The organism is Mesorhizobium sp. M0145 (genome assembly GCF_040322355.1).
GTDB lineage: Bacteria > Pseudomonadota > Alphaproteobacteria > Rhizobiales > Rhizobiaceae > Mesorhizobium.
Genome location: NZ_JAMYTK010000001.1, coordinates 412,989 through 438,312, shown reverse-complemented (window position 1 = coordinate 438,312; position 25,324 = coordinate 412,989). Strand labels below are relative to the sequence as shown.

Below are 25,324 nucleotides of genomic sequence, written 5' to 3'. Positions count from 1 at the left end.
AGGCCGGCGGTTATTGGGAGGCAGTCTATTTGCCGCGGCGGCGCAGCCCGTCGAAATAGACGATGACGATGATCAGCACGCCGGTGATGATGCGCTGCCAGAAGGCGTTGACGTTGAGCAGATTGGCGCCGTTGTTGATGGTGGCAAGGATGAAGGCGCCGAGCAGCGGTCCGTGCACGGAGCCGACAGCGCCGAACAGCGAGGTGCCGCCGATCACCGAGGAGGCGATCGCCTGCAATTCCCAGCCCTCGGCCTGCGTCGGATTGCCGATGCCGATGCGCGAGGCAAGCAGCACGCCGACGAAGGCCGCACACAGGCCCGACAGCGTGTAGGCCATGTAGATGGTGCGCTGGACGTTGACGCCTGACAGGCGCGACGCCTCGGCGTTGGAGCCGACCGAGAACAGATAGCGGCCCCAGCGGCTGTGGTGCAGGAAGATGTAGGCTGGGATGCCGACCAGGATCACCATCCAGAACAGATTGGGGACGCCGGCGAAGGAACTGCGCGAGAACGTCTGGAAGGCGTCGTTGTTGATCGAGATCGAGTTGCCATTGGTCATCAACAGACCGATGCCGCGCAGCGAGGTCAGCGTTGCCAGGGTGATGATGAAGGGCGGCAGGCCCATCTTGACGATGCCGAACCCATGGAACATGCCGATGGCGACGCCGACCAGCAAGGTGATCAGGATGGCGAGGAAAACCGGTGTGCCGGCGTTGATCAGCATCGCGACGATGACGGTGGCGAAGCCGACCACGGCGCCGACGGAAAGGTCGATGCCGCCGGTGATGATGACGAAGGTCTGGCCGACCGCCAGGATGGCGATCATCGACCCTTGCCGTAACAGGTTGGAGATGTTGTTGGCGGAGGCGAAGCTCGGCGTCGCCACCGACAGGATGATCCATAAAAGAACCAGCAGCGCCAGCAGTGTCAGCCCGAACAGGGCGTTGTAGTTGCGTTTCGGCCTTTCGGCAGCGATCGCCTCGGTGCTCATATCTTCCCTCCCGGTCTTTCTTGTTTCTCGGCCAGCGCCTGGGTGAGGATCTCCTCGTGATCAGCGGTACGAAACCCATGCGTGGCCACCAGCTTGCCGCGCCGGAACACGTGCAGCGTGTCGGCGAGCTCATAGACCTCGGGCAGGTAGGACGAGATCAGGATGATGCCGGCTCCCTTGGACAACAGCGCGCCGAACAGGCGGTAGATCTCGGCCTTGGTGCCGACATCGACGCCGACAGTCGGCTCATCGAAGATGAATAGCTTGGCGCCGTGGGCGAGCCATTTGCCGATGACGATCTTCTGCTGGTTGCCGCCGGACAGGCTGGAGGCCAGCGCGCCGCGCGTCGGCGTCTTGATGCGCAGGTCGGCGATCTGGCGATCGGCTTGCGCCTTTTCCTGCGCGCGGGAGATCAGCAGATTGCTCGAGATGCGCTTGTAGATCGGCAGATTGAGGTTGAGTCCGACCGGCAGGTTGAGGCAGAGGCCCTGGTCGCGGCGGCTTTCCGGGGCCAGCGCCATGCCGAGCCTGATCGCGTCATGTTCGGAATTGACCTTGACCTCCTTGCCCTCCCACAGGATCTGGCCGGCCGATTTGCGGTGCCGGCCATAGAGCGTGGTGACGAACTCGCTGCGCCCGGCGCCGATCAGGCCATAGAGGCCGACGATCTCGCCGGCACGGACGGACATCGAGACATTTTCGAAACCCTTGCCGGACAGGTTCCTGGTTTCGACGATGGTCGCGCCGGGGGTGAAATGCTCCTTGTGGTAGACCTGCTCGATCGAGCGGTTGATCATCATCTTGACCAGCTCGGCGTCATTGGTCTCGGCAATGTTCCTGGTGCCGACCAGCGTGCCGTCGCGCAGCACCGAGACGCGGTCGGCGAGATCGAACACTTCTTCCATGCGATGGCTGATGTAGATGATGGTGACGCCTTCGCCCTTCAGCCGGCGGATCAGCGTGAACAGCTGGTCGGCCTCCTTGCGGGTAAGATAGGCGGTCGGCTCGTCGAAGATCAGGAATTTGGTGCCGCGCACGGTGGCGCGGGCGGCGGCGATCAACTGCTGCTGGCCGATGGTCAGGTCACCCAGCATGACATGCGCCGGCAGGTCGAAGCCGAGATCGTCGATGATCTTCTGCGCCTGCCTGATCATCGCCCGCTGCTGCAGGATGCCGAAGCGGGAATCCTCTTCGCCGAGGAACATGTTGGCGGCGACGGTGAGATGGCGGCACAGGACGACTTCCTGATGCACGGCATTGATGCCGAGCGCCATCGCCTCATGCGGCGTTGCCAATGCGGCAGGCTTGCCCTCCCAGATGACGTCGCCGGAGGTGCGCGGCATGACGCCGGTAAGAAGCTTGATCAGGGTGGATTTGCCGGCGCCGTTCTCGCCAACGATGGCGTGGATCTCGCCGGCCTTGAAGGCGAGATCGACCGGCTTCAGCGCATGGGTGCCGGGATAGCGCTTTTCCAGCCCGCGGAGTTCGAGGATGGTCCTGCCCGGTTCCAGCGTTGGGGCCGGATGGAGTTCCTGCGCCGTCGACATCATGACAATCCTCCCAGATTGGCCCCCAAAGATTGGCCTCGCGATTGGCACGAGTGGGATGTTTCCGGGGCGAAAGGCCCCGGAAACAGTTCACTTGCGGCTATGCTCAGTCGAGCTTCGGGTTGAGCAGCGCGTCGATCTTCGGATCCTTCATGTTGGCCTTGGTAACCAAATTGGCGCCGGTATCGACATTGGCCTCGACCTTCTCGCCCTTCGAGGCGGCGAGCGCCGTCTTGATGCCGTCATAGCCCATCCGGTACGGATCCTGAACGACGAGAGCCGAAATGACGCCGTCATTGAGGAACTTGATCAGCTTCTCGTCGCTGTCGAAACCGACCAGCCCGACCTTGCCGGCAAGACTGTTCTCGGCGATCGCCTGACCGACGCCCTGCGCCATGATCAGGTTGGAGGCGAAGATGCCCTTGAGGTTGGGGTTGGCGGTGATCAGGTCGGTGGCGATGTTGAGGCCGGTGGTGGCCTGGCCGTCGGCGTATTTGTCGGCGACCAGCTTGAGGCCGGGATATTTGGCGGCGAGCTGTTCCTTGAAACCCTGGGCGCGCTGTTCGAGCGAGCCGGCACCCGGAAGCGCGGTGATCAGGGCGACGTCGCCCTCGACCTTGCCGCCATTGGCTTCGCCGATGGCTGCGGCAAGGCCGTCAGCGGCGACGCGGCCGCCCTGGATGTTGTCGGTGGTCAGGAACGAGGTGAAGGCCTTGGAGTCGGCGCCGGAGTCGATGCCGATGATCTTGACCTTGGTGGCGGCCTCGTCGATCGGCTTGCCGAGCGCCTTGGCTTCGGTCGGCGCAATGACGACGGCCGCCGGGTTGCCGGCGACGGCATTTTCGAGGATCGAGATCTGGCCGTTGACGTCGGTCTCGGCCTGGGCGCCGAGCTCCGGCACGTTGACGCCGAGATCCTTGCCGGCCTTGCGGGCGCCGGCCAGAACGATCTGCCAGTAGAAGGACGTGGTGTCCTTGACGATGATCGGAATGGTCGCGTCGGCCGCGGATGCCGGCGCCGAATGCATCACGCCGGCAAGCATCGAGGCGGCTGCGAGTGCCACGAAGGCGCGGCGATTGAGAATGCTGGTCACGAATTTCATTAGGAGTCCTCCCTAAGTCGCCCGGTGAATGTTACGGAAGCTCCATTCGGATGGCGCGGCCCAAACGGAACTTTATCAATAAAAAACATTTACCGCATTTTGATAGTGCATCACCTCGGTCGGCGCAAGCGATGTTTGATGGCCGCTCGAATGGCTGGGCGGGAAAGCTTGCTCCCTCGGAACTCCGCTGCCAATCTCCTCCAATACGTCGCATGGAATATTAATTCCATCATCCAGTCAATATGGAATGTTCATTCTTTTTCGGGAGCGTTGGAACTGTGACGCCTGGCGATCACGTCCGGTGTTCGCGACTATTGCGCATGTCCGGCTTAGAGCGTCGCTCCGAGATGCCAAGGCACGAACTCGTTGTCGCCGTAGCCGAACTCTTCGCTCTTGGTCTTGCGGCCCGAAGCCGTCTCGACGATCAGTTCGAAGATCTCGCGGCCCATGCCGGCGATGGTCTTTTCGCCCGAGGCGATGACGCCGCAATTCACGTCCATGTCCTCTTCCATCGTGTGATACATGGTCGAGTTGCTGGCGACCTTAATCGACGGCGTCGGCCGGCAGCCGAAGCAGGAGCCGCGGCCTGTGGTGAAGACGATGACGTTGGCGCCGCCCGCCACCTGGCCGGTGGCCGAGACCGGGTCGTAGCCGGGCGTGTCCATGAACACCAGCCCGTGCCCGATGACCTTTTCGGCATAGCCGAAGACGCCGTTGAGCGGCGTCTGGCCGCCCTTGGCGACCGCGCCGAGCGACTTTTCCAGGATGGTGGTCAGGCCGCCGCGCTTGTTGCCCGGCGAGGGGTTGTTGTCGATGGAAGCGCCATGTTTGGCGACATGGTCTTCCCACCATTTCACGTAACCGTCGAGCTTGGCGGCGATCTCGGGGGTGGCGGCGCGATAGGCGAGCAGGTGCTCGGCGCCGTAGATCTCCGTCGTCTCGGAGAGGATGCCGACACCGCCGACGCCGGCCAAAATGTCGACCGCGGCACCCAGCGCCGGATTGGCGGTAATGCCGGACATACCGTCGGAGCCGCCGCATTGCAGGCCGACGACGATCTCGCTGACCGGGATCGGCTCACGCTGAAGCTTGCCGACCTCCTCGGCGATCTCGGCCAGCACGACCAACGCCTTCTCGACCGATTTGCGCGAGCCGCCGGCTTCCTGGATGTTGAAATGACGTTTTCCCGCGGCAACGCCCTTCTGGCCGTAGAGGGTGAGCTGGTTGACCTCGCAGCCGAGCCCGACCATCAGCACACCACCAAAATTCGGATGACGGGCGTAGCCGGCCAGCGTGCGATGCAGCACCATCATGCCGTCGCCGGTGGCGCTCATGCCGCAGCCCTGGCCGTGGACGATCGGGACGAAGCCGTCGATGCCGGGATATTGCGGCAGAAGCGTGCGGTTCGCCGCGTCAGCGATGGCGTGGCAGACGGTGGCCGAGCAATTGACGCTGGCGAGAATGCCGATGAAGTTGCGCGTGCCGGCGCGGCCGTCGGCGCGGCGGTAGCCCATGAAGGTGCGGGCGCGGTCGGCCTCAGTCGCATGCACTGCCTCGCTCGGCGGCACCACCGGCAAACGCCCGCTTTCGAAGACCAGATTGTGCGAATGGACATGCTCGCCGGGCGCGATGTCTTGCGTGGCGCGGCCGATCGCCTGGGCGTATTTGACCACGGCCTCGCCGGCCGCAATCGGCTTGATCGCCACTTTGTGGCCCGGCTCGATCACTGCGGCGGCGACGGCGCCGCCCGGCAGCACGGTGCCGATCTCGATGCGGCCATTGGCGACCGCGACATTGTCGGCGGGAGACAGAAGAATGCTGTTTGCGGCGTTCACGGGAGCTTCCTGGGTGTGTTCCTGGGTGCGCGAGCGGATTGACACGCGGCTCTTAACATATAATGTCTTTTATCGTGAAAAAACATTTTTGCGTCAATTGTTTTTTCGCCAGAGCGCGACGCGTCTTTTGGATGCGAGAAGTAGGCTCTACAACCAAAACTAGCGTTGCGCATGATGTTTTCCGAAAAGGTACCGGTTTCATGCGCGAGAAACGCTTCACACTGGCCGCAAACGCAGATGCGCCACGGGGCAGGGGATGTCGAAGAGCAACAACGTTTACAAGGACGCCTATAATCGCGGTCTGAGGCTGCTCGACGAAACCAGGAGCCTGCCTTCGGAGCCGGAGCTGGGTACGCTGCTCGGCGTCAGCCGCACGACGGTCCGCACTATCCTTGCGCGCATGGAAGAAACCGGGCTGATCGACTGGAACAAGCGCAGCAAGACGGTCCTGCGCGAACCGCGACCGGACGATTTCTTCCCCGAGGAAGAAACCGACACGCTGGCCGAGATCATCGAGCGCTCCTTCATGCGGCGGCTGCTTGCCAGCGGTGCCGAAGCCGGCATGCAGATCAACGAGCTCGAACTGGCGCGCGAGATCGGCGTCGGCACCACCAGCGTGCGCGAATTCCTGATCCGCTTCTCGCGCTTCGGGCTGATCGAGAAGCGCCGCAACAGCCACTGGGTGCTGAAAGGCTTTACCCGCGCCTTCGCGCTGGAGCTGACCGAAATCCGCGAGATGTTCGAACTGCGCTCGGCCGCAGCCTTTGCCGCTCTGCCCGAGGACAGCCCGGTGTGGGCCGACCTCGACCGCCTGGAAGACGAGCATCACCGGCTGGAGCGCGAGATCGCCGTGCGCTTCAACGAATTCTCCGAGCTTGACGAGCGCTTTCACCGGCTGATCCATCGGGCGTCGCACAACCGCTTCATCGTCGATTTCTACGACGTCATCGCCATGATCTTCCACTACCACTACCAGTGGAACAAGGCGCAGGAGCGCGAGCGCAACGAAGTCGCGGTCCAGGAGCATCTCGCCTATATCGCCGCGCTCAAATCGCGCGATCTCGCCAAGGTCGACGCCGCCTGCCGCAAGCACCTGAAATCGGCCCGCCACACGCTGCTGACGTCCATTCCCGAGGGCAGGCAGCCGCAACGCGCGTGATTGTGTTGCGTTGCCGCAGCAACGTTTTGGCGATTTTCCGGCCGCCGGCTCCGTGCTAGAGAGCTGACGTTGCTGCGTGAAGAGGCTGGTTCTTGACCATACGCCGGAGACGATGGAGCATGCCGGTCGCGTTCGCCGCGGCGTGGCTTTTCATGCTCCAGTCGATATTCGGCGCGTTTGCTTCCGGCGTCGCGCCGAACGCCTCGCAATTCGATGCTTTCGGCAACACGATCTGCACCCATGACGGTGCGGCGCAACTCCCCGCCGGCGATCCGCATCAGCAGCACATGCCGGCTTGCTGCATGCTTGGCTGCAATCTCGTTTCGGCGGTCTACGCGCCGCTGGATGCAGCCGGGAGCCTGGCTCGCAGCCTTTCCATCGAAACCATCGCCTTTTTCCTGCCGGCCTTCCGGCATCGCGATTTCGCCCGCGCCCGCACTCCGTCCAATCCGCGTGCACCACCGGCGACGGCCTGATCCGTTCTGGTTCGCGCCGCGCAGCGCTTTGCCGGCGCGTTTATCGACATCGTTCGCGACCGGCAATCGGCGCGATCCCCCTTAAAGTCCACGGAGCAATCATGTCTCACTCTTTTCGCGCTGCCGCATCCAGCCGCAGGCGCTTCGCACTGGGTAGTTTCGAGCAGCGTCTCGGCATCGCCCTTTGCGTTCTTGCCCTCCTGTTCGCCAGCGCCCAGACGGTGTTGGCACACGAGTTCAAGCTTGGCGATCTCGAGATCGGGCACCCCTGGTCGCGCGCCACGCCAGCCGGCGCCAAGGTGGCCGGCGGCTACTTCACCATCACCAACACCGGCAGTGCGCCGGATCGCCTGCTGTCGATCACCTCCGACATTTCGGCCAAGGCCGAACTGCACGAGATGGGCGTCAGCAATGGCGTCATGACCATGCGGCCGGTCACCGGCGGCCTCGAAATCCCGGCTGGCGGCAAGGTCGCGCTGGCGCCTAACGGCTATCATTTGATGTTCATGGATTTGAAGCGGCAGCCCAAGGAGGGCGAAACGTTCTCCGCCACGCTGACCTTCGAGAAAGCCGGGCCCGTGCAGATTGAATTCGCCGTCCAAGGCATCGGCAGCGCGGCGCCCCAGGACGACGACTGACTTGGCCGCTTCGAGAGGTACCGTCATGAAGAAATCTCTTTTGCCCGGCTGCGTGCTTCTTGTCCTCGGGACCAGCGCGGCCTTTGCCCACATCACGCTCGAAACGCCGGAGGCGGCGGTGGGCTCGACCTACAAGGCGGTTCTTCGGGTGCCGCATGGCTGCGAGGGCAAGGCGACGACCGCGCTGCGCGTGCAGATCCCGGAAGGGGTGCTCTCGGTCAAACCGATGCCGAAGCCGGGTTGGACACTGCAGGTCAAGAACGGCAAATACGAAAAGTCCTACCAGCTCTACGGCCAGGCACTGACCAGCGGCGTCAAGGAGATCGACTGGAGCGCCGGCAGCCTGCCGGACGAGTTCTACGATGAATTCGTCTTTCGCGCGACGCTGGCGTCCGACCTGCCGGCAGGCCAGACGCTGCATTTCCCGGTGGTGCAGGAATGTGACGGGGTTGCCGATCGCTGGATCGAAATTCCGGCGGCCGGGCAGGCTGAGGACGCGCTGGAATTTCCGGCGCCCGGCCTCAAGCTGCTGCCGAAGAAGTGATCCTTACGCGGCGCGCTCTATCCGAAAGAGCGCGCCGCTGTCTTTGTGGCGGTGACATGAGCCCGGCATCCATCCTGCGAACGGCCTGCACAACCGGCCGGCTTGCCATCGGCCTGCTGGCTGCGATTGTGCTGCTTGCCACCATTGCCGCGCCAAACGCAGCCTTCGCCCATGCGGCGCTGATCAAGGCCGAGCCGGCTGACGGTGCGGTCCTGGCGCAGAGCCCGTCGCAGATGTCGCTGACCTTCAGCGAGCCGGTTTCGCCGCTGGTGCTGACGCTGGTGCGGCCCGACGAGACGTCGATCCCGCTGAGCTCTTTCCGGCTCAGCGGCCAGACCGTCGAGATCGACAATCCGCAGGCGCTGACGTCGGGCACGCATGTGCTGAGCTGGCGGGTAATCTCCGCCGACGGCCATCCGGTCGGCGGCTCGGTGCTGTTCTCGGTCGGTGCGCCGAGTGCTGCACCGGCCGCCTCCGAAGCTGTCGACCGGGCGCTTCGAACGGCGATCTGGATCGGCAAGGTTTTTCTATACATCGGCCTGTTTTTCGGTGCCGGCGGTGCCTTTGCGCTAGGCTGGCTGGCGCAAGGCGGCCGATCCGGCCAGAACATGATCGTCGCCGCGATCCTGTGCGGGCTGGCCGCCGCACTTTTGTCGCTCGGTTTCCAGGGGCTGGATGCACTCGGCGCGCCGCTTGCCCGGCTGGCGCAGCCGGTCATCTGGCAGACCGGGCTTGGCACCAGCTTCGGCTGGACGGTGCTGATCGCGCTGATGGCGCTCGGCCTGAGCCTATTATCGCTGGTCGTGCCGCCCGCCGACGCAAAGCCGCTGGCCTTGGCCGGACTGGTTGGCGTTGGCGCAGCACTTGCCGCCAGCGGGCATGCCAGTGCCGCCGAGCCGCAATGGCTGACCCGGCCGATGGTGTTTCTGCACGCCACTGGTATCGCGATTTGGTCCGGGGCGCTGGCGCCGCTCGGTCTTGCCTTGAAACGGCAGCCGGACAAAACCGGGCCGTTGCTGCGCCGGTTTTCACGAGCGATCCTGTTCGTCGTGGCGGTGCTTGCGGCAGCCGGCATCGTGCTCGCCGTCATCCAGGTGCAAACGCCGTCGGCGCTGGTCCATACCGCTTACGGCCGGCTGCTGCTGCTCAAGCTGGTGCTGCTCGTCTTTCTGTTCACGCTCGCCGCCGTCAATCGCTTCAAGCTTACGGCCCCGGCTGAGGCGGGCGAAACGGAAGTCCAGCGGCGGCTGGCCTGCTCGATCGCCATCGAGGTGCTGATCGTGCTGGCGATCTTCGGCGTTGCCGCCGGCTGGCGCTTCACGCCGCCGCCGCGCGCGCTGGCGATCGCCGCGGCACAGCCGGCGTCGGTGCATATCCACACGCTGCAAGCGATGGCCGACCTCAGCATTGCGCCCGGCCATGCCGGACCTGTTGCCGCTTCGATCTTCATCATGACCGGCGATTTCGGCCCGCTCGACGCCAAGCAGGTAACGCTGGTGCTGTCAAAGCCCGATTCCGGCATCGAACCCATCAGGCGCCCGGCGACGAGGCTTGGCGACGGCACCTGGCGCGTCGACGATCTCGTCATTCCGGTCGCCGGCCGGTGGACGGCGCGGCTCGATATCCTGGTCTCGGATTTCGAGATGGTGAAGATAGAGGCGCCGATCGACATCAGGCCGGAGTGACGTGCTGATATTCAGGTGATGCCGGCCTGCAAATGGCGGTATCCTGCGCTTCTGGTGATCACGTACTTTGAGTACGCTCCGCTCCGGTTCTCGGAAACCACCTGTTGGGTCGCTTACGCGCCCGTCTTCGACTCCGGCGCGGCCTGACCTGAAGCTCAGCACGCCTCAGGCTGCAACACAATTCGGCGAGGCGGTTGACGCGGCCGCGAACCCCCGTCAATCATCGCCATCAAGAATGGGCGTCCAACCCAATCGCGGGCTCAAACCAACAAGATCCGAAAGCAGGGAAGAAACGATGGAAAAAGCCGAAATAGGCCTGATCGGCCTTGGCACGATGGGCTCCAACCTGGCGCTCAATATCGCCGAGAAGGGGCACCGCATCGCAGTCTTCAACCGCACCGCGGCGCGCACCGATGCCTTTGTCGAAAATGCCGGCGCGCTTCGGGATAGGGTGGTGCCCTGCTACAGCCTCGAAGAACTGGCCGCCGCGATCCGGCCGCCGCGGCCGATCATCATCATGGTGCTGGCCGGCAAGCCGGTCGACGAGCAGATCGCGGCATTGCGCGGCGTGCTGTCGGCCAACGACATCGTCATCGACGCCGGCAATGCCAATTTCCGCGATACGATGCGGCGCTTCTCCGAGCTTACCGATTCGGGCCTGACCTTCATCGGCATGGGCGTGTCCGGCGGCGAGGAGGGCGCACGCCACGGTCCCTCTATCATGGTCGGCGGCACCGAAGAGTCCTGGAAGCGCGTCGAAAAGGTGCTGACCGCGATCTCGGCCAAGTTCAAGGGCGAGCCTTGCGCGGCGTGGCTTGGCACCGACGGCGCCGGCCATTTCGTCAAGACCATCCACAACGGCATCGAATATGCCGACATGCAGATGATCGCCGAGATCTACGGCATCTTGCGCGACGGGCTCGGCATGGGGCCGAAAGAGATCGCTGAGGTGTTTTCCCAGTGGAACACGGGCAGGCTCAATTCGTACCTGATCGAGATCACCGCCAAGGTGCTGGCCGCCGACGATCCCAAGACCGGCAAACCGGTGGTCGACATCATCCTCGACCGCGCCGGCCAGAAAGGCACCGGCAAATGGTCGGTGATCGAGGCGCAGCAGCTAGGCATCCCGGCCACCGCGATCGAGGCGGCTGTGGCGGCACGCGTACTGTCGTCGATCAAGGACGAGCGGCTTGCCGCCGAAAAGGTCTATGCCGGCGGCGTGAGCAAGATTTCCGGAGACAGGGACGCCCTGCTCGCCGATCTCGAGCTGGCTCTGTTTGCTGGCAAGATCGCCGCCTACGCGCAAGGATTCGCGGTGATGAGCGGCGCGTCGAAGGAATTCAACTGGAACCTGCCGATGCCGGTCATCGCCAAGATATGGCGGGCCGGCTGCATTATCCGCTCGCAATTGCTGGATACGATGGCGGAGGCCTTCGGCGCCGGCGGTGCAGCCACCAACCTGTTGATGGCGCCGGCTTTCGTCTCATTGATGCAGGAGGCACATCCGTCACTTCGCCGTGTCGTCGCAAGGGCGGCCGAAGCCGGCTCGCCGGTGCCGGCCCTGTCATCTGCACTTGCCTATTTCGACAGTTACCGGCAGGGCCGGGGCACCTCGAACCTGATCCAGGCGCAGCGCGATTTCTTCGGCGCGCACGGCTTCGAGCGCATCGATGGGCAGGGCGCTTTCCATGGGCCCTGGGGGAGCGGAGCGGGCGGCTAGCGCCGCGACTTGGACCTAGAGTCCAATTTTGCGGTTGTCAGAAGGCAGATATCTCCAGCCACCAACTGGGTGTCGGTTCGCGCCAGGAACCTGCTATGCCGGTAGAGACGATTGACGGCCTCATCGGTATCGGCGGAGCCGCGAATCTGTGGTAAGCCGCCGCTCAACCAACCAAAGGACGACACCTGTGAGCGAACCGACCGTGGCCCAGGCGACCGAAAGTATCTATGCATCGCTCCGGGCGGACAATGCCGACATCGACGCACATATCGCGACCCTTAAAGCGGCGCTGACACGAGAAGGGATAAAACAGGCGGTGTTCGATCCGACCAAGTTGGCGCAGAACAACCGCTCGGGGCGCAAGTTGATGCAGGCCTATTTTCGGCAGCGCGGCGTGAGCGTGAGGTTTTCGGACTAGTAGAGCCGCGCGCGGGTGATCTCAAGCGTGCCGTTTCTCGGGCCGGTCCGGCGGTTCGCCATCTGGACGTCGGGACTGCGCCTCATGGCGGACATCCAGATCAACTTTGCTGTTTCCTGAAAGCCGACATCACCGGTCACCATGCTGCGGGTCGCGGGCGGGTCGTGCGCTGGCTTGGCTCACCTCTACGCCAGATGAGAGCCGGTCTGTGCAAATAGTACGGAAAACCAGCAATCCTACTGAAGAAGCTCAGGTAAGCTTTGAAAAAGACGCCGTGCCTCCGGCCAACCCGCTTCAACAAAGAGAGCAAGGCAATCAACTAGCTTCCGTCGCCTTACTTCGTCTTCAAAAACGCTACGATAATCCGCCAGATACCATCCGATAAGCTTCACAAAAAGAGTGGCACCCATGCTTTCGTGTTCGTAGCGAGCAACTCCAGTGGTCCTTAACATCGCCTCGCTAATTAAATCAAAGCATTGTTCGGGATCGACCTCCATGAGAAAGCTTAGGACTGACAAGAGATGGTGAACTGACCCTGGAGTGCCTAGCGTCGTCAGTTTCGAGATAAACGGCGCATACTCCTTGAGGAACCTGCGTTTGGCGTCGACACCGGCAAGCTCAGGAGAGATTTCATCATGACCTACCGCATAGTAGATTTGGTCAGCAATTTCATTAAACAATTTAAGGGCAGAAACTTCTTCTGGAGTTGGCTCATTACCCGACGAAGGCCACGATTTCACCGCTGGTTCGAGAGCAGCGATTAGAATCCAGAGAAAATCTTGAGTTCTCCGGCGTAGTGTCACTTTTTCCGGGTCCTCATCATCAAAACCAATGATCAGCCCATTGCGGATATCAAATAGAGCCGACTGAAGACGCTCTTCTTGCTCTTTATAATTTTGCGTCCAATCGAACAGCAGTGCCTTAGATGTGGGGAGTTCTTTGTTAACTGCAAAAAAAACGATGAGCCCTGTCAGCGGATCGTCGCCTTTCTTTGGAAACCTCACGTCCGCAACGGGAATAGCCAACGCTTCCAACCGTTCGGGGTTTCGGCCAGCTAGTCTCGAAAGAGAGGCGATTGCCTGTTTCAAATTTGTAGCGTTCTTTTCTTTCTTCAGAAATTTTTCCGCAAGAGTCCACATCTCCTCTTCGGCTATTTGTTCGATCCAAGGAAGGACGCGAACAAGCTGAAAGCGGACAGCCGGATGAGGGTCATTTAGGAGTATATCTTGATAGCGCTCTCTAACTAATGGCCAAAACTCGGATTGAGTGGCGAGGATCGCTAATGCTTGAGCGGCTTCGATTCTTGGCGATGGTGATCCCCATGACGGAAAATCTGCGAATCTTTCCTCGGTTTCGTCCTTCAACTCGGGATCGCTGTGATGTGTCAGTTCCAGCAACCACCCGAGCGCGGCATCACGCTTCTCCGTAGGTACGAGTCCCTTAGATAAGGCAATCCCAAGTCCTTCTGCCAGCGCATCTGACATCTCCTGATCAAGCGCAGCCCCCATTGGACCAGCTTGAGCGACTGCGTCGCCAAGGGCCAAAGTTGAGTTCCACAAGAATGCTCCTCGATCCAGCGTCTCCTCTGCCTTAAAGGCATCGCGGGCGGATCGCAGATCGCTAACCAGGGCTAATAATGGTGCGACATCATGCGCCTTAACGTCTATCCCTTCCCGTTCAAGCCAATGCCGGTCAGATGCCGTCCAACCAGAGTTGAATTCGAGAGGCTTGCCGTTTTCAAATATGCTGCTACCCGTCTTGGCATCACGTAGGAATGCCCGTGCTGTTTCGGTGACGAGTTGGGACTCGCCTATCGTTTCAAATAGCGTTCCAATAATCTCAACGCGCACTTCGTCAGGCCGCGAGAACTCAGCGAAATTAAGCTGAAGCCAATCAGTCTCAGCTTGGGCACGTTCGTCTGATGACAGATGTGGGAACGTCGCAGCTATCGCGGAGATAGCGCTCCGGCGGGTATCAAGCGATTTAAGCATCGGCACACTGGCTGCCGTTTTCCAAATCTCCCTCCCAAGGATATCGGGCTTGGATGCTGCGATCTCGAAAACTGATCGCCACGCTAGACCAATGCCTGTTTCACTCAGAATCAGTTCAGGCACTTGCGTCAAAAGCGCCTGGTCGTCAGCCGTCGCTCCCCATGCACTTACCGCGCGGTAGAGCTTCGCGTAGTCGTCATGTTCCCTATCGTCTGCGTTCCACGCCCATATATGGCTGTAGTCCTGCTCGAACTCCCTCTCTACACCGGCAATCGAGACCCTTTGAACCTCCTGGCTTTCCCTGGCAGGATGTGACCTTTCGCGCTCACCTCTGATTGCGGCAGCGAAGGCACGTAAAGCGATCCGTGGATATCGCAACAGTAACTGAGGAAAATCGCTAGCGAGCGAATGTGTCGACATCGCAAAATCTTGGGCGGCATTAGACGTGAGCGAGAGTATCCAACTGCCAGACATTGAGGTGACTTGGTCTCTACTAAACTCTCCTCCACGAAAAACTCGATAAAAAAGCTGAACAACAAACTCTTCGTCATGCTCCGCGAGACTCAGACTTTCGCGCGCCAGCCACGGCACCTCGATAAAGCCAAGTTTTGAAAACCGCGGCTGCGAGAATATCTGATCCAACCTCTTCCGCGAGGCACCTGGGTCTGTTCCTATGGTCTTCGCGACGAACGGCACAACGTGTGATGCAAGCCATCGGATACGGCTCTCATCTGTCGACATGGCGTCGAACAGCACACGAGACGCCTTACCCAAGGACCTCAGCGCTTCGGGGCTCGGGTTGTCCTCGATCAGCATTCCAATCAATGCTCGAAAACTACCGAGTTGTTCGGGATTGGGATCACCAAGCGCCTCTAAAAGTGTAGCCCAAGCATCCACCGCTATCGGCTGCTTGAGCTGCGACTTCGTCATCAGCGAGCCGACGATGTGCTGAAATGCCCGATTCTTTGACGGATCGACTTTCGTGAGGGCATCCGCCAATGGCGTGAGGTCGTCGCCATTGTGAACCGACTCGACGGGCAGGCGGGCGACTTCGATACGAACGATTGGATCGATAGCATCATCGCCAATTAGCGATACGACAAAAGACCAATATTCCTCCGCGCTAAATGTAGCCTTCAGAGCTTCAAGCCAGTACCCTAGCGATGGAGTGACTAGGAGGCCTGCGCCGCTCGCCCGGCTCAAAAATTCTAATGCCGCTACGCGGTCTGGCAACAAGATCAATCGCGCGACGGCATAGTCGAATAGGACGTGATGCCGGAAGCCGATGCGGCGTGTCTGCTCTGTAACTAAAACGCCAACACGTTGAAGATCGTCAACAGCTTTCGCCGCTGTATCAGGAACGTCTGTTTCTGGGAGATCGATCGACCGAGCGGTGAGCATGCGCGTCACTACGGTCTTTAGACTTGTGACGGCCGGAAGGCCAAACTCGCTGATCCGTTCATCCCAATATCGCTCCAGCAGTTCTCCTCGCGTCGCTACCGAAGACAATGTACTTGCGGCCACACCGCTGTGCAGCAGGTCGCCAAGGAGGGCAAGATTGAAAGGGTTGCGGGCCAGGCCTTCCATCTTTGGTCCGCCTGCCTCGATCGCAGACGCAAGGATTGGCGATTTGACAGCGACATCCGCCTTTTCAACATCCGAAAGGAGTCCAATATGGATGTGTCGGACGGCGGAAAAATTCGGATCGGCATAAGCCGCTTGTGGAGCAGTTCCAGCGAAAAGCCGTCGCCACTCCCTGCCAAGACGGAGATCGAATGTTCTGACCGATGCAATGACATGCCAACCCGGAAGGGTGGACACTTCTTCCACGAGACGTTTGTAGGTGGCTTCGGCCAATCCTCCGCGTGCGGCATCAAGTGCGTCAAGCACGAGATATGCCGGTCTGTCGCCGGGCATCTGAGCGAGTACATCGATCAGCGAGTGTTGAAGGCCAATATCAATCCGCAGGGCGTCGGCCGAAATAGATACTGCCTCTACTGTAAGGACAACAACGGTAGCTTCCTTCGCAAGCTCTTGCGCTACTTCGCGAACGATGGCTGACTTGCCTGAACCCGGTTCACCGGTGATGGCGAGTAAGCCTCCCCGCGCCGCCTGGACGGTCATTGCCGTCACGGGTCTAGCAATGGTGAAGTGACCCTCCGGGCTCGTTATTTGTGTGAAACGCTCGAGACGCCCCATGACGCCTGCGCTATAGGTGTTCAAGCGCTGTACATCGTCGCGATAGCTTGGCGGCTCGACCAGGCGAGCTTTGCCAGCTAGCGCCAGACGGATCGCTGCTGCATCTCCGCCCGTTCCGTTACCGGACGCAGTCGCGGCCCACGAAATTAGTGCCTCAAGCAGGGCGGCTTCATCCCCTACAACTGCTACAACATCGCGCAATCCATCTTCGACAGTCTGGCGTTGCCCGTCACCCACGACGACTACAGAACAACACGCCAAAATAGACTGTCGTTCGGCGGGTTTGATCCCGATACCGGCGTGAGTGTTCCATGCGGCATCGATCAGCCCAGAGAAGGTCCTTAGCGCTGAGCCCAGGCTATTTGGCATGGCGGTTGCGGCGCCGGTACGGTTCCGATCGAGTGCTTCGCGTAGATTGTTCGCAACCGTAGCTGCGGTCGTCGACCCAACGGCGAGAACCAAGCGATCACGCGACGGATCAAAATCCCTACGCACTCCGCCGTCGATTATGCCATCGCGAAACTGTCGCACGAATTGGTCGGCGGCTGACGCCAGCTCACTCCCAGGATTTGATGACAGGCTAATCGTGCGTTTGGCCTGTACATAAATCTCGCCACGATCAGTCTCGATTAAAAGATCATCCACGGCCGTGGGCGTCTCAAATCGAATAGTACGTGGCACTCCAGGAAGCCCACCTGCCACACGTGAGACCGGGCGTTCGGCCAGCAGCAGCCCAGCCACGTACGCACCCACCTCGGCCTGAAAAACCACCCCTCCGGACGTGCCCCGCCCGCTCATCGTACAAGCCCCTGTGCCAAGAATTTTTCCATGAGAACAAAAGTAGAATATGGGGCACTGACGAGCAATCGACATCCGAAACTTGTCCCCAATGTTAGTAAAATGGTTCTCTGGATATCCCGTCAGGCAACTTTGGGCGGTAGCCGGGTAAATCCGGCGTTAGTTCAAGCGGGTGGGGTCGCGCCTAACAGTAGGGTATCTGGGACGTCTGCGACGAGACGCGGTCATTGATCCAAGGCTGCCGTGCTCATCCGACTTATCTGCACCATCCAGATGTGCTAAGCTTGGCTGTGATTCCACGCCGGAGATGAGGTCGGCGGGCGAATGTCGGCTCTCCGGTGCAGTCAGCCCGGACCGGACCATCCGCTTCCGGCCAAAGGCTGCCAGTCAGCAGCGCATTTTCCAGCCAAGTGGAAGAATGCGGCTAAGACAAACAGATAGAGCGGGATGCCCAGCTCAATTTGAACATATCCCGCTCTAGTCGGGACGGCGATAGGCCTGTACTTCACCCGGCTCGCTGAGGCTTTGCAGGGTGCCGGGTGCGGCGCCGCCGATCCAGCCCAGCACCGAGCGGGCGAGTTCGGCGCCGGCCAGTCGGAAGTTCTCGTTGACGACCAGCAATTCGCTGCGAAACAGGTGCAGAAGCTCCGACGATTGTTTGGACACCACATCGACATCGCGGCCAAGCTTGAGGCCGGCGTCTTCGATGCCGGCGACGATGGCGAGCGTCGCGGCGGCGGCGCTGCTGATGAAACCGTCCGGGCGGCTTTCGCGGCGCATCAGCTGCCCGGTCCGCATTCTGATCTGCTCGATCGAATGATCGATCGAAACGGTGTTGAACGGAATCTCGCTGGCGCCGACCTCGCTCAGCGCATCGGCAAAGCCTGCGAGCGTGTGGCCGTGATAGGTCAGCTCGACCGGCGGCGCCAACAGAGCCAGGCGGCGGCGGCCGAGGCCGGCCAGATGGCGCACTGCCTCGGCTGCGAAAGCGTAATTGTCGAAATCATGGTAGGGATGGATCAGCCCCATATCGGTGCGGCCATGCGTGGCAAAGGGGATGCCGCGCTCCAGCATATAACGGGCCCTCGGATCGTTCGGCTGCGTGCGCGAAATGATGACGCCGTCGGCTGAACCGGTTTCCACGAGGTAGCGGATCGGGTCGAGCGGATCCTGCGAGCGCGAGTAGGGTGTCACGATCAAATGGTAGGGCGTGTCGGCAATGACTTCGGAAACGCCGTAGATGATATCCGAGACAAAGCTCATGATCTCGTGCTCGGTGTTGAGCACCAGGCTGATGACATTGGTCTTGCCGGTGCGCAGGCGGACGCCGGCACGGTTGGGGCGATAACCGATCTGCTTGGCGACAAGCTGGACGCGCCGCCTGGTCTCGGCGCCGATCTCGGGCGCATCCTTCAGCGCGCGCGACACGGTGGTGACGCCCAGCCCGGTCATGAAGGCGAGCGTCTTCAGTGTCGGCCGGCCCTGGCCCGACGCTTCGTCGGCCTTCTCTTTTTGATGCCTGTTCATTCATCCCGCCCCGTCAGGCGCATAACAGTTGCCGGACAGGCCGGCAATCGGCCGGCCGCGGGTTCGCCGCGGGCCCTCACCGAATGAAACCGCTATATACTGAAACGTTACAGATTGTCACGACCATCGCCATATCACTGGTGACAGATGCAGAACGAGCGGTGCTGCAGTCGGTGCAAAACCGTGATTGGAACGGGCTTTTCCGATTTTTTGGCGTCGCAGCATTCCATTTTGCAGTGCAACCCCTCTTGTTGCGATGCGGTAGGCCGACGCGCCGTGCGATTTTATTCGCGCTTCGAAAAAACTTGATGCCACCTTCGCCTGAGGGGTTGCGCGCCTCCAGCAATTGCCGTATCGAAAATCTGTAACGTTTCAGATTCTGGGAGGAACGAAATGCGATACCAACTCATGACTGCTGCGCTGGCTGCGACGGTCGCGCTGCAATTTGCCGGCCCGGCGGCCGCGACGGATCTGGAAGTCACCCATTGGTGGACCTCCGGCGGCGAGGCGGCAGCGGTCGCCGAACTCGCCAAGGCTTTCGACGCAACCGGCAATCACTGGGTTGACGGCGCCATCGCCGGCTCCGGCGGCACGGCGCGGCCGATCATGATCAGCCGCATCACCGGCGGCGACCCGATGGGCGCGACCCAGTTCAATCACGGCCGGCAGGCGGAAGAATTGGTGCAGGCCGGGCTGATGCGCGACCTCACCGATCTCGCCACCAAGGAAAAGTGGACGGAAATCGTGCAGCCGAAGAGCCTGCTCGACGGCTGTACCCTCGACGGCAAGATCTATTGCGTGCCGGTCAATATCCACTCCTGGCAGTGGCTGTGGCTGTCGAACGCCGCCTTCGAAAAAGCCGGCGTGCCGGTGCCGAAGAACTGGAATGAATATGTCGCTGCGGCGCCCGCGCTTGAAAAAGCAGGCATCCAGCCGCTCGCGGTCGGCGGCCAGCCCTGGCAGGCCTCCGGCGCTTTCGACGTGCTGCTTGCGGCGGTCGGCGGCACCGACGCCTTCCTCAAGGTCTACAAGGACAAGGACGCGGAATTCGCTGCCGGGCCCGAGGTCGCCAAGGTCTTCAAGGCCGCGGACGACGCTCGCAAGATGGCGAAGAACACCAATGTGCAGGACTGGAACCAGGCCACCAACCTGGTCATCACCGGCAAGGCGGGCGGCCAGATCATGGGTGACTGGGCGCAGGGCGAGTTCCAGGTTGCCGGCCAGACCGCCGGCAAGGACTATACTTGCCTTCCGGGCCTCGGTCTCAACGAGGTCATCGCCACCGGCGGCGACGCTTTCTACTTCCCGCTGCTGAAGGATCCCGAAAAATCGAAGGCACAGGAAGTGCTGGCCCACACGCTGCTCGATCCCAAGACGCAGGTCGCCTTCAATCTCAAGAAAGGTTCGCTGCCGGTACGCGGCGACGTCGACCTCAAGGCGGCGAACGACTGCATGAAGAAGGGGCTCGAAATTCTCGCCAAGGGCAATGTCATGCCCTGGACCGACCAGCTGCTTTCGCAGGATACGCAGAAGCAGAAGGAGGATCTTTTCTCCGAGTTCTTCGCCAAGCAGGACATGACCGTGGAAGATGCGCAGAAGCGCTTCGCCGCCATTGTCGGTTCGGCCGATTGAGCGATCGACCGACCGCCTCACTCCCGCCCCTGCAAACGCAGGGTCGGGAGCTCGGGTCAAGGCCTCTTGACCCTCCGGCCCTTACCCGATCCAGCGCGGCTGTGCAGATGAGCAAGAGCGAACGCCCTAGCCAACTCTTTCGCAACCTCAATGCGAAAATCGCCTCGATCCCAATGATCCTCACCGCGCTGGTGATCTTTGTCGGCGGCAGCGCGTGGACGGTGCTTTATTCCTTCACCAGTTCGAAGCTCCTGCCACGGCTGAATTTCGTCGGGCTCGACCAGTACTACCGGCTGTGGTCGGTGCCGCGCTGGCTGGTCTCGATCGAGAACCTGCTGATCTACGGCGTGCTGTCGCTGCTGTTCTCGCTGGTGATCGGCTTCCTGCTTGCCGCCCTGCTCGACCAGAAGATCCGGTTCGAAGACACGTTCCGGACCATTTTCCTCTATCCCTTCGCCCTGTCCTTCATCGTCACCGGTCTCGTCTGGCAGTGGCTGCTCAACCCCGAGTTCGGGATCCAGGGAGTGGTGCGCAGCCTCGGCTGGGAGAGCTTCAGCTTCAATCCGCTTTATGATTCCAGCATCGTCATCTACGGCATATTGATCGCCGCTCTCTGGCAAGGCACCGGGCTCATCATGTGCCTGATGCTGGCCGGCCTGCGCGGCATCGACGAGGATATCTGGAAGGCCGCGCGGGTCGACGGGATACCGACCTGGAAGACCTATCTGTTCATCATCATACCGATGATGCGGCCGGTGTTTATCACCACGCTCGTCATCATCGCTGCCGGTATCGTCAAGATCTATGACCTTGTCGTCGCCCAGACCAGCGGCGGACCCGGCATCGCCTCCGAAGTCCCGGCCAAATATGTCTATGACTACATGTTCTTTGCCCAGAACCTCGGCCAAGGGTTCGCCGCTTCGACGATGATGCTGGTGTCGGTGATCATTGTCATCGTGCCGTGGGCCTATCTCGAGTTCGGAGGCAAGAAGCGTGTCTGACCATACCGTTTCATTGCCCGCTATTGCCGGCGCCGGCGGGCTCGAAGCCTACGGGCCGAGCGGGCCGAAGCCGCGGCATATGTTCTCGCGCCGCAACATCTTCCTTTACGGCACGCTCATCGTGGTGGCGCTCTACTATCTTTTGCCGCTCTACGTGATGGTGGTGACATCGCTCAAGGGCATGCCCGAGATACGCCTCGGCAACATCTTCTCGCCGCCGATGGAGATCACCTTCGAGCCCTGGGTCAAGGCCTGGTCGAGCGCCTGCACCGGGCTCAACTGCGACGGGCTGTCGCGTGGCTTCTGGAATTCGGTGCGCATCACCATCCCGTCGGTGATCTTGTCGATCGCGCTCGCCTCGGTGAACGGCTATGCGCTTGCCAACTGGCGCTTCAAAGGTGCTGACACCTTCTTCATCATCCTGATCGTCGGCGCCTTCATCCCCTATCAGGTGATGATCTATCCGATCGTCATCATCCTGCGCGAAGTCGGCCTTTACGGCAGCCTCAGCGGCCTGGTGATCGTCCATTCCATCTTCGGCATGCCGATCCTCACACTGTTGTTCCGCAACTACTTTACCTCCATGCCGGAGGAGCTGTTCCGGGCAGCGCGTGTCGACGGCGCCGGCTTCTGGGGCATTTATTTCCGCATCATGCTGCCGATGTCGCTGCCGATCTTCGTCGTCGCCATCATCCTGCAGGTGACCGGCATCTGGAACGACTTCCTGTTCGGCGTCGTCTACACCCGCCCCGACACCTATCCGATGACGGTGCAGCTCAACAACATCGTCAACTCGGTGCAAGGCGTGAAGGAATACAACGTCAACATGGCAGCCACCATCCTGACCGGCCTGGTGCCGCTGATCGTCTATTTCCTGTCCGGAAAATTGTTTGTGCGCGGCATCGCCGCCGGCGCGGTGAAAGGATGATGGCGATGAACGCAAACGGCAGCATTGCGGCAAACGGCACCAGCGTCTCGATCCAGAACCTGTCGCTGAATTTCGGTGCGATATCGGTGCTGCAGACGCTCAACCTCGATGTTGCCGAAGGCGAATTCATCGTGCTGCTCGGCCCGTCCGGCTGCGGCAAGTCGACCTTGCTCAACTGCATTGCCGGGCTGCTCGACGTTTCCGAAGGCCGCATCTTCATCAAGGGCAAGAACGTCACCTGGGAAGAGCCCAAGGATCGCGGCATCGGCATGGTGTTCCAGTCCTACGCGCTCTATCCGCAGATGACGGTGGAGAAGAACCTGTCGTTCGGGCTGCGCGTTGCCGGCCTCGCCAAGGACGAGATCGCCAAGCGCATCGCCCGGGCCGCCGAGATCCTGCAGATCGAACCGCTTTTGCATCGCAAGCCGGCGGCGCTGTCCGGCGGCCAGCGCCAGCGCGTGGCGATCGGGCGCGCACTTGTGCGTGACGTCGATGTCTTTCTGTTCGACGAACCGCTCTCCAACCTCGACGCCAAGCTGCGCGCGGAATTGCGCGTCGAAATCAAGCTGCTGCATCGCAAGCTCGAGAACACCATGATCTACGTCACCCACGACCAGATCGAGGCGATGACGCTGGCCGACCGTATCGCGGTGATGAAGGGCGGCGTCATCCAGCAGCTCGATGCGCCGCAGACCATCTATAACCGGCCGGTCAACCGGTTTGTCGCCGGCTTCCTCGGCTCGCCGGCAATGAACTTCCTCGACGGCAGACTGGAGCAAGCTGCAGGCGACTGGCACTTCGTCGCCGAGGATGTGCGGATACCGCTTGCCACCTATGCTTTCGAGAAGGACCCGGTGCCAGGGCCGGCCGTGTTCGGCATCCGCCCCGAGCACGTGGCGTTCAACAGCGGCACGGGATGGCCGTTCGCAGCCACGGCAAATGTCGAGGTCGTCGAGCCCATGGGTTCCGACACGCTGGTCTGGCTGAAGCTCGCCGGCCAGAATTTCACGGTGCGGGTGACAGCCGAGCGCACGCCAAACAACGCCGAGGCGGTCGGCATCGGTTTCGACCCGATGCGCGCCTCGCTTTTCGACGCCGCCACAGGTAACCGCCTCTAGAGCATGATTTAGCCTCCCAAGACTCTTCCACTCCCCCAAGACTCATCCCCCCAAAACTAACCATCCACAAGAAAACGGACAGAGACGATGAACTGGTCATTCCAACTTTACAGCGCCCGCAATTTCCAGCCCTGGGAGGGCGTGCTCAAGATGCTGGGGGAGCTTGGTTACAGCCAAGTCGAAGGGTTCGGCGGCGTCTATGACGATCCCAAGGCGTTCCGGGCCGAACTCGACAAGAACGGCCTTGCCATGCCGACCGGGCATTTCTCGATCGACGCGCTCGAGAAGGATTTCGACGGCGTGCGCAGGACGGCCGACGCGCTCGGCATCACGCTGCTCATCTGCCCGTTCCTGAACGCCGAGTTCAGACCGGCCGACACAGCCGGCTGGCGCGGCTTCGGCGAACGCCTGGCCAAGGTCGGCGAGACGGCCAGGAAAGCCGGCTATGGCTTTGCCTGGCACAACCATGATTTCGAGTTCAAGGCGCTTGCCGACGGCTCGGTGCCGCAGGACCATATCCTGTCCTCCGCGCCCGACATCGGCTGGGAGATGGACGTCGCCTGGGTGGTGCGCGGCGGCGTCGATCCGCTGCCCTGGATCGAGAAGCACGGCAAGCGCATCGTCGCCGTCCATGTCAAGGACTTGGCCAAGCCGGGCGAGGGCCTCGACGAGGACGGCTGGTCCGACGTCGGCCACGGCACCATCGACTGGCCCGGCCTGATCAAGGCGCTACACGCCAAAAGCGCCGCAAAATACTACGTCATGGAACAGGACAATCCCAACGATATCGAGCGCTTCGCCCGCCGCTCGATCGCAGCCGCCAAGACCTATTAGGAGCACACCAGCATGGCAACAAAACTTGGCATCGGCGTCATCGGCTGCGGCAACATCTCGAAGGCGTATTTCTCGCTGGCGCCGCTGTTTCGCGGCATCGAGATGCGCGCCTGCGCCGACATCAACATGGAAGCGGCGAAAGCGCGGGCAAAAGAGTTCAAGCTGCGCGCCGAGACCGTCGAGGGGCTGCTCAAGGCCGACGATATCGACATCATCGTCAACCTGACCATTCCGGCGGTGCATTACGAGGTGTCGAAGCAGATCCTCGATGCCGGCAAGCACGTCTATTCGGAGAAGCCCTTCGTGCTGTCGGTCAAGGAAGGGCTCGACCTGAAAAAACGGGCGGAAAGCAAGGGGCTGCGCATCGGTTCGGCCCCCGACACCTTCCTCGGCGGCGCGCACCAGCTTGTCCGCGACCTCATCGACACCGGCAGGCTCGGCAAGGTCACCAGCGGCACATGTCATGTGATGAGCCATGGCATGGAGCATTGGCACCCCAATCCGGACTTCTTCTTTCAGCCGGGCGCCGGGCCGGTGCTCGATATCGGACCCTATTACATCACCAACCTGATCCAGCTGATCGGGCCGGTGAAGCGGGTCGCGGCCTTCGCTTCGATCCCGATGACGGAACGCATCATCAGCTCGAAGCCGCGCGCCGGCGAAAAGATCCCGGTCTCCACGCCGACGACGATCCACGGCGTGCTGGAGTTCGAGAACGGCGCCGTGGTGACGCTCAACACCAGCTGGGATGTCTGGAGCCACGGCCACGCGCCGATGGAACTCTATGGCGAGGCCGGCACGGTGTTCGTGCCGGATCCGAACTTCTTCGGCGGCGACGTGCGTTTCACCGAGGCCGCCAAGCCGGTCAAGAAGCTGCCGAAATGGCCGCATCCGTTCGGCGTGCCCAACGAGATGCATTCGCAAGGCATGATGGCCAACTACCGCACCGCCGGCCTTGCCGATATGGCGATAGCGATTACCGAAGGCAGACCGCACCGCTGCTCGATGGAACTGGCGCTGCATGCCGTCGACGTCATGACCGGCCTGTTGCGCTCGGGCGAGACCGGAAAGTTCGTTGCCATGCAGACCAGCTGCGAGCGGCCCGCGGCACTCGGCGTCAAGGCGGCGAAGGAGCTGCTGGCGAAGAAGAAAACGAAGTAGGCGGCGCACCTCCCAAGGAC

General features: G+C 61.5%; 19 protein-coding genes. 13 read left to right on the top strand and 6 right to left on the bottom strand.

Annotated elements, in window-relative coordinates; all coding sequences use genetic code 11:
• Nucleotides 1–25: 25 nt before the first annotated feature.
• From NKJ28_RS02200 to NKJ28_RS02185, 4 genes are all read right to left on the bottom strand, one after another.
• Nucleotides 26–991, bottom strand: coding sequence for an ABC transporter permease (locus NKJ28_RS02200; protein WP_352448376.1), 966 nt, complete (start codon nt 989–991; stop codon nt 26–28).
• Entirely contained in the window at nt 988–2,541 is a 1,554-nt protein-coding gene (locus NKJ28_RS02195) for a sugar ABC transporter ATP-binding protein (RefSeq protein WP_352633803.1), read from the bottom strand. Before NKJ28_RS02195 ends, NKJ28_RS02200 begins: the two co-directional genes overlap by 4 nt.
• A gap of 103 nt (nt 2,542–2,644) precedes the next feature.
• The gene (locus tag NKJ28_RS02190; RefSeq protein WP_023675208.1) at nt 2,645–3,640 is read right to left on the bottom strand and encodes an ABC transporter substrate-binding protein; all 996 of its coding nucleotides are present in this window, start codon (nt 3,638–3,640) and stop codon (nt 2,645–2,647) included.
• Nucleotides 3,641–3,969: 329 nt separating this feature from the next.
• Nucleotides 3,970–5,475: a UxaA family hydrolase gene (locus NKJ28_RS02185; protein ID WP_023675209.1), complete on the bottom strand. Its 1,506-nt coding sequence runs from the start codon at nt 5,473–5,475 to the stop codon at nt 3,970–3,972.
• A gap of 256 nt (nt 5,476–5,731) precedes the next feature.
• Between NKJ28_RS02185 and NKJ28_RS02180 the strand changes: the two genes are divergently transcribed.
• From NKJ28_RS02180 to NKJ28_RS02150, 7 genes are all read left to right on the top strand, one after another.
• A complete protein-coding gene (locus tag NKJ28_RS02180) occupies nt 5,732–6,634 on the top strand; it encodes a GntR family transcriptional regulator (protein ID WP_352448373.1) in 903 nt (300 codons plus the stop codon).
• A gap of 119 nt (nt 6,635–6,753) precedes the next feature.
• Nucleotides 6,754–7,110, top strand: coding sequence for a DUF2946 family protein (locus NKJ28_RS02175; protein ID WP_023675211.1), 357 nt, complete (start codon nt 6,754–6,756; stop codon nt 7,108–7,110).
• Nucleotides 7,111–7,211: 101 nt separating this feature from the next.
• A complete protein-coding gene (locus NKJ28_RS02170) occupies nt 7,212–7,748 on the top strand; it encodes a copper chaperone PCu(A)C (protein WP_023675212.1) in 537 nt (178 codons plus the stop codon).
• Nucleotides 7,749–7,773: 25 nt separating this feature from the next.
• Nucleotides 7,774–8,292 (top strand): YcnI family copper-binding membrane protein, encoded by a 519-nt coding sequence (locus NKJ28_RS02165; protein WP_352633799.1) that lies wholly within the window; start codon nt 7,774–7,776, stop codon nt 8,290–8,292.
• 56 nt (nt 8,293–8,348) lie between these two features.
• Complete coding sequence (locus NKJ28_RS02160; RefSeq protein ID WP_352633797.1) at nt 8,349–9,977, top strand: copper resistance CopC/CopD family protein; 1,629 nt, start codon at nt 8,349–8,351, stop codon at nt 9,975–9,977.
• A gap of 295 nt (nt 9,978–10,272) precedes the next feature.
• Nucleotides 10,273–11,697: an NADP-dependent phosphogluconate dehydrogenase gene (gene gnd / locus NKJ28_RS02155; RefSeq protein ID WP_352633795.1), complete on the top strand. Its 1,425-nt coding sequence runs from the start codon at nt 10,273–10,275 to the stop codon at nt 11,695–11,697.
• Between the two features lie 187 nt (nt 11,698–11,884).
• Nucleotides 11,885–12,115, top strand: a complete 231-nt coding sequence (locus tag NKJ28_RS02150; protein ID WP_095488311.1) for a hypothetical protein — start codon at nt 11,885–11,887, stop codon at nt 12,113–12,115.
• Nucleotides 12,116–12,351: 236 nt separating this feature from the next.
• Here the strand turns inward: NKJ28_RS02150 and NKJ28_RS02145 are convergent, their stop codons facing one another.
• Together NKJ28_RS02145 and NKJ28_RS02140 are read right to left on the bottom strand one after the other, a co-directional pair.
• Entirely contained in the window at nt 12,352–17,103 is a 4,752-nt protein-coding gene (locus NKJ28_RS02145) for an NACHT domain-containing protein (RefSeq protein ID WP_352633793.1), read from the bottom strand.
• 477 nt (nt 17,104–17,580) lie between these two features.
• A complete protein-coding gene (locus tag NKJ28_RS02140) occupies nt 17,581–18,630 on the bottom strand; it encodes a LacI family transcriptional regulator (protein WP_352633791.1) in 1,050 nt (349 codons plus the stop codon).
• A 393-nt stretch (nt 18,631–19,023) separates the two neighbouring features.
• Here NKJ28_RS02140 and NKJ28_RS02135 point away from each other — a divergent pair, with 393 nt between their 5' ends.
• From NKJ28_RS02135 to NKJ28_RS02110, 6 genes are all read left to right on the top strand, one after another.
• Nucleotides 19,024–20,262: an ABC transporter substrate-binding protein gene (locus NKJ28_RS02135; RefSeq protein ID WP_352456792.1), complete on the top strand. Its 1,239-nt coding sequence runs from the start codon at nt 19,024–19,026 to the stop codon at nt 20,260–20,262.
• A 107-nt stretch (nt 20,263–20,369) separates the two neighbouring features.
• Nucleotides 20,370–21,263, top strand: a complete 894-nt coding sequence (locus tag NKJ28_RS02130) for a carbohydrate ABC transporter permease (protein ID WP_352633789.1) — start codon at nt 20,370–20,372, stop codon at nt 21,261–21,263.
• On the top strand, nt 21,256–22,191 hold the full coding sequence (locus NKJ28_RS02125; RefSeq protein ID WP_352620230.1) for a carbohydrate ABC transporter permease: 936 nt from the start codon (nt 21,256–21,258) through the stop codon (nt 22,189–22,191). Before NKJ28_RS02130 ends, NKJ28_RS02125 begins: the two co-directional genes overlap by 8 nt.
• A 5-nt stretch (nt 22,192–22,196) precedes the next feature.
• Nucleotides 22,197–23,309 carry an ABC transporter ATP-binding protein gene (locus NKJ28_RS02120; protein WP_352448362.1) on the top strand — a complete coding sequence of 371 codons (1,113 nt, stop codon included), beginning with the start codon at nt 22,197–22,199 and terminating at the stop codon, nt 23,307–23,309.
• A gap of 87 nt (nt 23,310–23,396) precedes the next feature.
• Nucleotides 23,397–24,143, top strand: a complete 747-nt coding sequence (locus NKJ28_RS02115; protein ID WP_352568260.1) for a sugar phosphate isomerase/epimerase family protein — start codon at nt 23,397–23,399, stop codon at nt 24,141–24,143.
• A 12-nt stretch (nt 24,144–24,155) separates the two neighbouring features.
• The gene (locus NKJ28_RS02110) at nt 24,156–25,304 is read left to right on the top strand and encodes a Gfo/Idh/MocA family protein (RefSeq protein WP_352633787.1); all 1,149 of its coding nucleotides are present in this window, start codon (nt 24,156–24,158) and stop codon (nt 25,302–25,304) included.
• Nucleotides 25,305–25,324: the final 20 nt, after the last annotated feature.